The sequence below is a fragment of the Cupriavidus sp. WS genome (genome assembly GCF_000395345.1).
Classification (GTDB): Bacteria; Pseudomonadota; Gammaproteobacteria; order Burkholderiales; family Burkholderiaceae; genus Cupriavidus; species Cupriavidus basilensis_B.
Window position 1 is genome coordinate 1 of sequence record NZ_AQPL01000266.1, and the last position, 11,420, is coordinate 11,420.

The 11,420-nt window shown below is 71.3% G+C and carries 10 protein-coding genes; 5 read left to right on the top strand and 5 right to left on the bottom strand.

The window, feature by feature from the left end:
• Positions 1-21 precede the first annotated feature (21 nt).
• The 3 genes from K206_RS0121380 to K206_RS0121390 all read left to right on the top strand — a co-directional run bounded on the left by K206_RS0121380 (position 22) and on the right by K206_RS0121390 (position 3,563).
• Positions 22-516, top strand: coding sequence for a thioredoxin fold domain-containing protein (locus K206_RS0121380; RefSeq protein WP_020204432.1), 495 nt, complete (start codon positions 22-24; stop codon positions 514-516).
• A 117-nt stretch (positions 517-633) separates the two neighbouring features.
• Positions 634-1,191, top strand: coding sequence for a TlpA disulfide reductase family protein (locus tag K206_RS0121385; protein ID WP_029043903.1), 558 nt, complete (start codon positions 634-636; stop codon positions 1,189-1,191).
• Between the two features lie 323 nt (positions 1,192-1,514).
• On the top strand, positions 1,515-3,563 hold the full coding sequence (locus K206_RS0121390) for an ATP-dependent helicase (protein WP_020204434.1): 2,049 nt from the start codon (positions 1,515-1,517) through the stop codon (positions 3,561-3,563).
• 79 nt (positions 3,564-3,642) lie between these two features.
• Here K206_RS0121390 and cmdF read toward each other — a convergent pair whose 3' ends face one another.
• The 5 genes from cmdF to K206_RS43030 all read right to left on the bottom strand — a co-directional run bounded on the left by cmdF (position 3,643) and on the right by K206_RS43030 (position 10,512).
• The gene (cmdF, locus tag K206_RS0121395; RefSeq protein WP_020204435.1) at positions 3,643-5,256 is read right to left on the bottom strand and encodes a tyrosine 2,3-aminomutase; all 1,614 of its coding nucleotides are present in this window, start codon (positions 5,254-5,256) and stop codon (positions 3,643-3,645) included.
• Between the two features lie 142 nt (positions 5,257-5,398).
• Positions 5,399-6,715 (bottom strand): sigma-54 dependent transcriptional regulator, encoded by a 1,317-nt coding sequence (locus tag K206_RS0121400; RefSeq protein WP_029043905.1) that lies wholly within the window; start codon positions 6,713-6,715, stop codon positions 5,399-5,401.
• A gap of 8 nt (positions 6,716-6,723) precedes the next feature.
• Positions 6,724-8,712 (bottom strand): ATP-binding protein, encoded by a 1,989-nt coding sequence (locus K206_RS0121405; protein WP_020204437.1) that lies wholly within the window; start codon positions 8,710-8,712, stop codon positions 6,724-6,726.
• A 91-nt stretch (positions 8,713-8,803) separates the two neighbouring features.
• Positions 8,804-10,102, bottom strand: a complete 1,299-nt coding sequence (locus K206_RS0121410) for a dicarboxylate/amino acid:cation symporter (RefSeq protein ID WP_020204438.1) — start codon at positions 10,100-10,102, stop codon at positions 8,804-8,806.
• Between the two features lie 137 nt (positions 10,103-10,239).
• Complete coding sequence (locus K206_RS43030; protein ID WP_155888171.1) at positions 10,240-10,512, bottom strand: hypothetical protein; 273 nt, start codon at positions 10,510-10,512, stop codon at positions 10,240-10,242.
• Positions 10,513-10,535: 23 nt separating this feature from the next.
• On the opposite strand from K206_RS43030, the gene K206_RS0121415 reads away from it, so the two are divergent.
• Positions 10,536-10,853 carry a ferredoxin gene (locus K206_RS0121415; RefSeq protein WP_020204439.1) on the top strand — a complete coding sequence of 106 codons (318 nt, stop codon included), beginning with the start codon at positions 10,536-10,538 and terminating at the stop codon, positions 10,851-10,853.
• A gap of 107 nt (positions 10,854-10,960) precedes the next feature.
• The coding region (locus K206_RS0121420; protein WP_020204440.1) for an alpha/beta hydrolase at positions 10,961-11,420 on the top strand (460 nt) is incomplete at its 3' end.

An 11,420-nucleotide genomic window follows, 5' to 3' on the forward strand; every position in this document is an offset into this window, starting at 1 on the left:
CTGCCCCGCGCCCCGTCCCCGATGCCGCCGCCATGCGCGCGCGCCTGGCATGCCGTGGCCGCCGTGCTGCTCGGTGCCGCCCTGCTCGCCGGCGGCGCGAGCGCGCTGGCCGCGCCCGCCCGCCTGCCGCCCGCCACCGACCTCGCCGCGCAGGGCGCGGCCGCCGCCGGCAAGGGCCAGCCGCTGGTGGTGCTGGTCAGCCTGCCCGGCTGCGTCTACTGCGAGACCGTGCGCCGCAACTATCTCGGCCCGCAGGCCGCCGCCGGCGAGATCGAGGCGCGCGAGCTGGACATGACCGCCGCCACGCCGCTGCGCAATGCCGACGGCACCATGACCACCGCGCGCGACTGGGCGCGCAGCCACAACGTGTCGGTGGCGCCCACGGTGCTGTTCCTCGACGCTCGCGGCCGCTCGCTGGCCGCGCCGCTGCAAGGCCTGCAGCCGGATTTCTACGGCGCCTACCTGGAGCAGGCGCTGGACCAGGCCCGCGCGGCGCTGGCGGCGGCGCCACGCTGACACCGCCCGGCACTGCGGCCAATCGCCGCAGCCCGGCCGCGCCCGGAATTGCCTCCGGCAGCGCTTCGGCCGCGGCAGTAGAATGGGAGCTTATCCCCTGACCCGCCGGCAAGCATCATGACGACCTCGGCTTCCCCCGCCATGTCCACCCCGACCACCCGCGCCGCCCAGCGCAAGCTGTGGCCCGTCATCGGCGCCGTGGTGCTGGTCGCCGTGCTCGGCTTCTTCGGCTACCGCGCGATCGCGCCGGCCAACGCCGCGCCGCCCGCCACCTTCACGCTGCTGTCGGGCCAGAAGATCAGCACCGCCGACCTCAAGGGCAAGGTCTACCTCGTCAACTTCTGGGCCACCAGCTGCACCACCTGCGTCAAGGAGATGCCGGAAATGGTCCGCACCTACGACAAGTTCAAGGGCAAGGGCCTGGAGTTCGTGGCGGTGGCGATGAGCTACGATCCGCCGATGTACGTGATGAACTATGCGCAGACGCGCCAGCTGCCGTTCAAGGTGGCGATGGACTCCGACGGCGCCGCCGCCAAGGCCTTCGGCGAAGTGCAACTGACCCCGACCACCTTCGTGATCGACAAGGACGGCCACATCCTCAAGCGCTACGTGGGCGAGCCCGAGTGGGACGCGCTGCACAAGCTGCTCGGCGACGCGCTGGCCAAGGCCGCCTGACCCGCCTTCTTTCTCGTCTTTCCCCGCCTGCGCCAGCCTTTGCAGGCACTTTCCCGCAGCGTTTCCCGCTGACAGGGCCACGCGCGCAACGCTGCGGCTTGCGCGCGCGGCCTGTATAGATATACAGTTACCGGCAGCCGTTTCTCGCCCTCGTCCCGCCCATGCCGGGCAGCGCACATGCGCGCCCCCGCAGCCCAGAGGCTCCTGCCGTGCTACTCGATTCCGCCCCCGCTGCCACCCCTGCCGCCCCTGCCACCCCTATTGCCGCTCCCGGCGACGCCCCTCCGGCTTCGCCCGCCACGCCGCCGCCGCCCGCCGCGGAAGTGCCGCCGCATCTCGCGAAGCTGAATCCCGAACAGCGCGCCGCCGTGACGCACGAGGCGCACTCGCCGCTGCTCATCATCGCCGGCGCCGGCTCGGGCAAGACCAACACGCTGGCGCACCGCGTGGCGCACCTGGTGCTGGGCGGCGCCGATCCGCGCCGCATCCTGCTGCTGACGTTCTCGCGGCGCGCCGCCGCCGAGATGGGGCGGCGCGTGGAGCGCATCGTCGACCAGGCGCTCGGCAACCAGGCCTCGGGCGCCGGGCGCGCCGCGCTGCAATGGTCGGGCACCTTCCACGCCATCGGCGCGCGCCTGCTGCGCGAATACGCCGAGACGCTCGGCCTGTCGCCCGCCTTCACCATCAGCGACCGCGGCGACGCCGCCGACCTGATGAACATGGTGCGGCACGACCTCGGCCTGTCGGCGCAGGCCACGCGCTTCCCGCGCAAGGAAACCTGCCTGTCGATCTATTCGCGCGTGGTCAACACCCAGGCCCCGCTCGAAGACGTGCTCAAGCACTGGTTCCCGCGCTACGCCCAGTGGGCCGACGCGCTGCGCGGCCTGTTCGCCGGCTACGTGGAAGCCAAGCAGAAGCAGCAGGTGCTGGACTACGACGACCTGCTGCTCTACTGGGCGCAGGCGCTCGGCGAGCCGGCGCTGGCGCAGGACATGGGCGCGCGCTTCGACCACGTGCTGGTCGACGAATACCAGGACACCAACGCGCTGCAGGCCGCCATCCTGCTGCGCCTGAAGCCGGACGGGCGCGGCCTCACGGTGGTCGGCGACGACGCGCAGTCCATCTACGCGTTCCGCGGCGCCACCGTGCGCAACATCCTCGATTTCCCCACGCGGTTCTCGCCGGCGGCGGACATGGTCACGCTGTCGCAGAACTACCGCTCCACGCAGCCCATCCTGTGCGCCGCCAACGCCGTGATCGGCCTGGCCGCCGAGCGCTTCACCAAGGACCTGTGGTCCGAGCGCGCCTCGGCCGAGAAGCCGCACATCGTGGTGGTCAACGACGAGGCCGACCAGGCCCGCTACGTGGCCGAGCAGATCCTGGCGCGGCGCGAGGCCGGACTGGCGCTGATCTCGCAGGCGGTGCTGTTCCGCGCCGCCGACTACAGCGCGCAGCTCGAGATCGAACTGGTCCGCCGCAACATCCCGTTCGTGAAGTTCGGCGGCCTGAAATTCCTGGAGTCGACGCACGTCAAGGACGTGCTGTCGGTGGTGCGCTGGATGGAGAATCCGCGCGACCGCATGGCGGCCTTCCGCAGCCTGCAGCTGATGCCGGGCGTGGGGCCCAAGACCGCCGCGCGCGTGCTCGACGCCATCGAGGTCGCCACCGAGCCGCTGTTCGCGCTCGAATCGTTCGAGGCGCCGCCGGCCGCGGCCGAGGCGTGGCCGGAGTTCGTCGCGCTGGCGCGCGTGCTGATGGCGCCGGCCGCGCCGTGGCCGTCGGTCTTCGAGCAGGTGGTGGCGTGGTACCAGCCGCACCTGGAGCGCATGCACGACGACGCCCACGCGCGCGCCGCCGACCTGCAGCAGCTCGAGCGCGTCGCCGCCACCTACGCCTCGCGCGAGCGCTTCCTGACCGAGCTCACGCTCGACCCGCCCGATGCGTCGAGCGACGAATCCGGCGCGCCGCTGCGCGACGAGGACTACCTGATCCTGTCCACCATCCACTCCGCCAAGGGCCAGGAATGGAAGGCGGTCTACGTGCTCAACGCCGTGGACGGCTGCATGCCGTCGGACCTCGCCACCGGCACCACCGAGGAAATCGAGGAGGAGCGCCGCCTGCTCTACGTGGCCATGACGCGCGCGCGCGACCACCTGGACATCGTGGTGCCGCAGCGCTTCTACGTGCAGCAGCAAAGCGGCTTCGGCGACCGCCACATCTATGCCTCGCGCACGCGCTTCCTGCCCAACCGCGTGATGCCGCTGTTCCACAGCCGGGCGTGGCCGGAGCCGCCGCCGGTGCCGCAGGCCCCCGCCAAGGCTTCGCTGCCGAAGCTGGACCTCGGCAGCAAGATGCGCGACATGTGGCGCTAGCCGCCGCGCCTCAACACATTTCGGCGCATCACGGCACATCCCGGCGCATCTCAGCGCAGATCGGCGCTAATCAAGCGCCTCAGTGCACCGCGGCGCCCGCCGCGCGCGCCACCGCCACCAGCGCGCCCGCGCGCAACTGCGCGGCGATGGTCTCGATGTCGTCGGTCATGTAGCGGTCCATGTCCAGGAACGGCACGCGCTCGCGCACGAAGCCGAACACCGCGCGCCCGGCCGGCGACAGGTGCGCCACCGCCCCCGCCAGCTCGGCCGCCTGGCACGCGGCCAGCAGTTCCACGGCGAGGATGTATTGGTTGTTGTCGATGATGCGGCGCGCGTTGCGCGCGCCGATCAGGCCCATGCTCACCACGTCCTGGTTGTCGCCGTTGGACGGCACGCTCTGGATGCTGGCCGGGCTGCAGATGGTGCGGTTCTCGGCGATCAGCGCGGTGGCCGGATACTGCGCGCCGGCAAAGCCGCAGCTCAGTCCCTCGTTGGCCGCCGCCAGGAACGCCGGCAGGCCGTTGTTCAGGTGCGGACTCAGCAGGCGGTTCAGGCGGCGCTCGGACACCACGCCGAGCTGCGTCGCCGCGATGGCCAGGAAGTCCATCGCGAACGCCACCTGCTGGCCGTGGAAATTGCCGCCGTGGAACAGCTCGCCGTCGTCGAAGAACAGCGGGTTGTCGTTGGACGAGTTCAGCTCGCGCTCCACCACCGCGGCGCAGTGGCCCAGCGTGTCGCGCACCGCGCCCAGCACCTGCGGGATGCAGCGCAGCGTGTAGGCCTTCTGGATGAACACGCCGGTGCCGGTGTTCTTCTCGGCGCCGGCGCGCGTCTTCATCTCGCCGGCCAGCTCGCCGTGGCCGGACAGGCGCGTGGCGCCCGCCAGCAGCGCGCGCATGTTGGCGGCGGACTGCACCTGCCCGGGGTGCGGCTTGGCGATGTCGTGGCCGTGCGTCATGAAGGCGTCGGCCGAGGCGTTCAGCCCTTCGAGCGCCAGCGCGGCGATGATCTCCGCCTGCGTCACCTGCGCGCGCATGGTCTCCAGCAGCAGGCACGACATGCCGGTCATGGCCGAGGTGCCGTTGATCAGCGCCAGCCCTTCCTTGTAGGCCAGCTTGATCGGCTCGATGCCGTGCTCGCGCAGCACCTGCGCGGTGGGCGCGGTGCCGCCGTCGGCCAGCAGCACCTTGCCTTCGCCGATCAGCGTGATGGCGATGTGCGACAGCGGCGCGAGGTCGCCGCTGGCGCCGAGCGAGCCGACCTGCGGCACCGCCGGCGTGATGCCCGCTTCCACGTAGCGCAGCAGCTGCTCGATCACCAGCGGGCGCACCGCCGAATAGCCGCGCGCCAGCGCGTTGGCGCGCGCCACCATCATGGCGCGCACTTCCTCGCGCGCGAACAGCGGGCCCACGCCGGCGCAGTGGCTGCGCAGCAGGTTTTCCTGCAGCGCGCGGCCATGCTCGATGTCCACCCAGTTGTGGACCAGCTCGCCGAAGCCGGTGGACACGCCGTAGATCGGGATATTGGCCGAGGCCAGTTGCTCGAAGCGCGCGCGCGCATCGGCCACGTGCGCGCGCGCCGCGTCGTCCAGCCGCGCGGCGCCGCCGCGTGCCACCTGCGCCACCGCGGCGGCGGTCAGTTGATGTCCGTCGACCCGCACGGTCGCGCCGGCCTCCAGGGATACCTCGTTCATGGCTTGTTCCGGATGAGCTGTTCGGAGGCACGCCGGGCGGCGCGGGGCCGCGCGGCATGCAGAGCCCGCGAGTGTATCAAGAGATGCAGCCGGCGCCGGCCGCGGCCCGCCGGCGGCCCTTCATCGACCTTTCATGGGCCCTTCACAGGCCGTAGCGCTTGATCTTCTCGTACAGCGTGGCCTTGCCGACCTGCAGCAGGTCGGCCGCCTGGCTGACCGCGCCGCCGGTGCGCGCCAGCGTGTCGGCGATCACCGCGCGCTCGTAGTGCTCCATGCGCTCCTTGAGCGGCGTGGAGTCGTCCGGCGCGTCGGCGCGCGCGCCGCCCTCCGGCACGCCCAGCACGAGGCGGTCGGCGGCGTTGCGCAGCTCGCGCACGTTGCCGGGCCAGGCGCGCTGCATCAGCGCCTGGCGCTGCAGCTCGGACAGGATCGGCGCGGGCCGCTGGTAGCGCACCGCCGCCACCAGCATGAAATGCTCGAACAGCGGCACGATGTCCTCGCGCCGCTCGCGCAGCGGCGGCAGCGGGATCGTCACCACGTTGAGCCGGTACAGCAGATCCTGGCGAAAGGTGCCGTTGGCCACCAGCGTCTCCATGTCGCCCTTGGCCGCCGCCACGATGCGCACGTCGATGCCGATCGAGGCATTGGAGCCGAGCCGCTCCAGCGTGCCCTCCTGCAGCACGCGCAGCAGCTTGACCTGCAAGGCCAGCGGCATGCTCTCGATCTCGTCGAGGAACAGCGTGCCGCCCGAGGCATGCTCGAGCTTGCCCACGCGGCGCTTGCCCGCGCCGGTGAAGGCGCCGGCCTCGTGGCCGAACATCTCGCTCTCGAAGATGGCCTCCGGCACCGCGCCGCAGTTCAGCGCCACGAACGGCGCCTGGTGGCGCGTGGACAGCGCGTGCAGGCTGCGCGCCACCAGCTCCTTGCCGGTGCCGGTCTCGCCGTTGATCATCACCGGCACGTCGGTGGCGGCGACGTTGGCCACCAGCATGCGCACCTGCTCGATGGCCGGCGAGCGGCCGATGATGCGCGTGCCCGCCGCGGGCCCGGCCAGCTCGCGCCGCAGCGCGTGGTTTTCCAGCTCCAGCGCGCGCCGCTCGAGCGCGCGGCGCACGGTCTCGGTCAGGCGGTCGGCGCCGAACGGCTTCTCGATGAAATCGTAGGCGCCCTCGCGCATGGCCTGCACGGCCATCGTGATGTCGCCGTGGCCTGTGACCAGGATCACCGGCACGCCCGGCGCGGCGTTGCGGCAGTGCTGCAGCAGGTCCAGCCCGCTGGCGCCGGTCAGGCGCACGTCCGTCACCAGCACGCCGGGAAACTCGGCCGACAGGTGCGGCATGGCGGCTTCGGCCGAAGGCAGCGCCAGCACGTTGAAGCCAGCAAGCTCCAGGCTCTGCGCGGTAGCCTGGCGCACCAGGGGTTCGTCTTCGACGAACAGGACACGCAATCCGTCTTGCATGGCAATGCTCACTCGGTATGGGTAGGGGAAGCGGCGTCGGACGCCGCGGGCACCGCCCCGGCGCCGTCCGGCGCGGGCGCGCGCCGCAGCACCACCACGAACTCGGCGCCGCCGCCGGCGCGGTTGGCCGCGCTCAACTGGCCGCCGAACTCGCGCACGATGGAGGTGGAGATGGCCAGGCCCAGGCCCAGCCCCTGGCCGATTTCCTTGGTGGTGAAGAACGGTTCGAACAGCCGCGGCAGCGCGTCTTCGGCGATGCCGCCGCCATTGTCGCGCACCGCGATGCTGACGGTGTCGCCCTGCTCGCCGACCACCACCTCGACGCAGGGCGCCGCGGGCGCGGCGGCGGCCAGCGCGTCGAGCGCGTTGCCGAGCAGGTTGAGCAGCACCTGTTCGAGCTTGAGCTCGTCGGCCCACACCGCCGGGCCGGGCGCCGCCTGCAGGCCTTCCACCCGCAGCGCCACCGCGCCCAGGCGCGGCGCCATCAGCGCCAGCACGTGGTCGAGCGCGGCGCGCACCGGCACCGCGTGGCGGCGCGGGCGCGCCTTGCCGGCGAACAGCTTGAGCTGGCCGGTGATCTTGCCCATGCGCGCGGTCAGGTCGGCGATGGCGGCGAGGTTGTCGGTGGCGGCATCCAGCTTGCCGCGCTCGAGCAGCACGCGCGTGTTGTCGGAAAACGTGCGCAGCGCCGCCAGCGGCTGGTTCAGCTCGTGGGTGATGCCGGCGGCCATCTGGCCCAGCGCCGCCAGCTTGCTGGCCTGCACCAGCTCGTCCTGGGCCGCGCGCAGCTCGCTCTCGGCGCGGGTGCGCTCGGCCACCTCGGCCTCGAGCTGCTCGTTGATCGCCATCAGGTCGGCGGTGCGCGCCTCCACGCGGCGCTCCAGTTCGTCGTAGGCGGCTTCCAGCAGGCGCCGGCCGTACTCGATGTCGCGCGCGCGCTGGCGGCGCTGGCGCCAGTTGAACAGCAGCAGGCACATGCAGGCATAGGCCAGCGCCGCGCCCAGCGTGGCGTTGCGCGCGCTGGCCAGCACCGGGTCGAGCGCGGCCATCACCTGCATGGTCCAGTCGGCCGGGCCGACCTTGCGGCTGATCTCCAGGTAGCGCTCGGCGCCGCCGCCGGTGCCGATGCGCACCAGCCGCGCGCCGTGGCGCAGCACGGCCTGGGTGAGCCAGCGCGTCACCGGCGACTGCAGCGCCTCGAGCGGCAGCGGCCTGACCGCCTGGCCGTGGTACTGGCGCGTGCGGTCCAGCTCCGTCTGCAGCGCCGGCGGCAGCGGGCGCAGCGTGCGGTACTGCCAGGCCGGCACGGAGGACAGGAAGATCACGCCGTGGTCATCGCTCACCATCACCGGCTCGGTGCCGCCGGCGCCGGCGCGCTGGAACCACTCCAGGTTGAGCTTGACCACCGTCACGCCCACCACGCGCCCGCCCGACCGGACCGGCTGGGCGATGTAGTAGCCGGGCTCGTCGCTGGTCACGCCGATGGCGTAGAAGCGCCCGACCTGGCCGCGCGCGGCCATCTGGAAATAGGGCCGGAAGCGGTAGTCGGTGCCGACGAAGCTGCCCGGCAGGTCATGGTTGCTGGCCGCCAGCGCGATGCCGTTGGCGGCGATCACGTAGGTGGCCGAGGCGCGCGCGCGCCGGTTGACCTCGGCCAGGTAGCGGTTGGCCGCCGCCACGCGCGCGGGATCGTCGGGCGCGGCCAGCAGATCGTGTACGAAGGGATGGAGCGAGACCAGCGCGGGCAGGAACTCGTAGCGGTCCAGCGTGCTTTCCAGCGTGGCCGCGTAGCGGTCGGCGCGCGTGGCGGTGGTCTGCTGCAGTGCGTCGATGCCGCGCTGCACCGAGACCAGCCAGGTCAGCGCGCACAGCAGCAGCAGGCCGGCGGCCAGCGCCGCGGCAAATCCCCGCAGCGTCCCGCCGCCCTCGCCCGGCGCGTGCACCAGGCGGTCGGAAGCGGGATCATGCACGGCGAGGAAATCGTCGGAATGTGGCATCGGCGCATGCGTTGGGACACGCGCCGATGATACCCGCTGGCGGGCGGCGCCGGCGGGCGCCGCGGCCGGCCCGCGGGCGCCGGCGGCGTCCTCAGCGGGCGCCGGTGCCGGCTTCGGCAAGTTCGGCCGTGCCATCGCCGCCGCCGCGCAGCACGCGGTCGAGCTGCTTGCGGTCGAGCTCGCGCTCCCAGGCCGACATCACCACCGTGGCCACGCCGTTGCCGACGATGTTGGTCAGCGCGCGGCACTCGCTCATGAAGCGGTCGATGCCGAGGATCAGCACCATGCCCGCCACCGGGATGTCAGGCACCACCGCCAGCGTGGCGGCCAGCGTGATGAAGCCCGAGCCGGTCACGCCGCTGGCGCCCTTGGAGGTGATCATCGCCACGCCCAGCACGGTGAACTGCTGCAGCAGCGTCAGCTCGATGCCGGTGGCCTGGGCGATGAAGATCACCGCCATCGTCATGTAGATGTTGGTGCCGTCCAGGTTGAACGAGTAACCCGTGGGCACCACCAGGCCCACCACCGACTTGGAGCAGCCGAGCTTTTCCAGCTTTTCCATCAGGTGCGGCAGCGCGGCTTCCGACGAGCTGGTGCCCAGCACGATCAGCAGCTCTTCCTTGATGTAGGCGACGAAGCGGAAGATCGAGAAGCCGGTGAAGCGCGCGATCGTGCCCAGCACCACCACCACGAACACGATGGCCGTGAAGTAGAACGTGCCGATCAGCTTGAGCAGCGGCACCAGCGAGCCCAGGCCGTACTTGCCGATGGTGAAGGCCATCGCGCCGAACGCGCCGAGCGGCGCGACCTTGGTGATGACGTGCACGATGTGGAAGAACACCTTGGAGACCTGCTCGACGAAGTCGAACACGATCTTCGAGCGGTCGCCCATCGCCGCCAGCGCCGAGCCGAAGAACATCGACACCAGCAGGATCTGCAGGATTTCGCCGTTGGCGAACGCGCTGAAGATCGTGTCCGGGATGATGTGCATGAAGAAGTCGACCGTGCTCTGGCCGTGCGCCTGCTTCACGTACTGCGAGATCGCCTTGGTGTCCAGCGTGGCCGGATCGATGTTGAAGCCCACGCCCGGCTTGAGCGCATGGGCGGCCAGCAGGCCGATCAGCAGCGCGAAGGTGGAGACGATCTCGAAGTACAGCAGCGCCTTGCCGCCGACCCGGCCGACCTTCTTCATGTCGCGCATGCCGGCGATGCCGGACACCACGGTACAGAAGATGATCGGCCCGATGATCATCTTGATCAGCTTGATGAACGCGTCGCCAAGCGGCTTCATGGCCACGCCGGTGTCGGGCCAGTAGTGTCCGAGCACGATGCCGACCGCGATGGCGAACAGCACCTGCACGTACAGGATCTTGTAAAAGGGTTTCCTCATGATGTCGTCCTCGGTGTTTTGACCGTGCCCGCCGCCGCGGCGGCGGCAGGATCGCGCGCCCTTCTCGACGAGGACGCGTCTGGCTTAAGCATCGCAACCGCCGTGCCAGCCCGGCGCCACGCGACAACCTCATGATTTCAAACGGGAATTCTCCAGGCGCAGGCGCGCGCACTCCGGCTTTCCGGAATTCCGGAAAGCGCGCGTCCGGGAATCCGTACGCCGGCGCCGGCATAGGTGCCCGTTACGCCACCCGCGAGCGCGGCCGCCACGTTCCCGCCCGGCGGCGCCGCGGCAAAGCGGTAAATCGCCGCGCGCAACGCCGTATAATTCAGGGCTTCCACCTGACCCAGCGGCCGGCGCACGCCGGGCACCAGCCTCCGGTGCCACAGATCGCCGACCTCCGCCGACACCCGACGACATCCGCCGAGCACGCATGAGCAGCTTCTACCAGCACCACGTTTTCTTCTGCCTCAACCAGCGCGACGACGGCCGGGCCTGCTGCGCCGACCACAACGCCCAGGCCATGCAGGAATACGCCAAGAAGCGCTGCAAGGCGCTCGGCATCAACGGCGAAGGGCGCGTGCGGATCAACAAGTCCGGCTGCCTGGACCGCTGTGAACTCGGCCCGGTGCTGGTGGTCTATCCCGAGGCCGTCTGGTACACATTCGTCGACGAGCACGACATCGACGAAATCATCGACAGCCACCTGGTGGGCGGCAAGCCGGTCGAGCGCCTGATGATCGACCGCTGAGCCGCCGGTCCGCGCCCGCCGCGCGGACACCCCTGAATCCCCGGCATCGCTGCAAGCCCCCGCGCCACCGCGCCGGCGCCAGCCATACCGCCATCTTCCGGTTTTCCATGAACGCGCATACCCAGGTACTCACCATCACCGGCCCGGCCGGCGCCATCGAACTCTCGGTGGACCTGCCGCAGGGCCAGGCGCCGCGCGGCCTCGCGCTGGTGGCCCACCCGCATCCGCTGTTCGGTGGCACCAAGGACAACAAGGTGGCGCAGACCCTGGCGCGCAGCTTCGTGCAGCTCGGCTACGCCACCGTGCGCCCCAACTTCCGCGGCGTGGGCGGCAGCGCCGGCACCCACGACAACGGCGTGGGCGAGCAGGACGACCTGCTCGCCGTGATCGACTGGATGCGCGCGCAGACCGGCTGGTCGCCCGAGGCCGCCACGCTGCCGCTGGCGCTGGGCGGCTTCTCGTTCGGCAGCTTCGTCGCCAGCCACGTCGCCCGGCGCCTGGCCGAGGCCGGCACGCCCGCGCAGCGCCTGGTCATGGTCGGCACCGCCGCCAGCCGCTGGCAGGGGG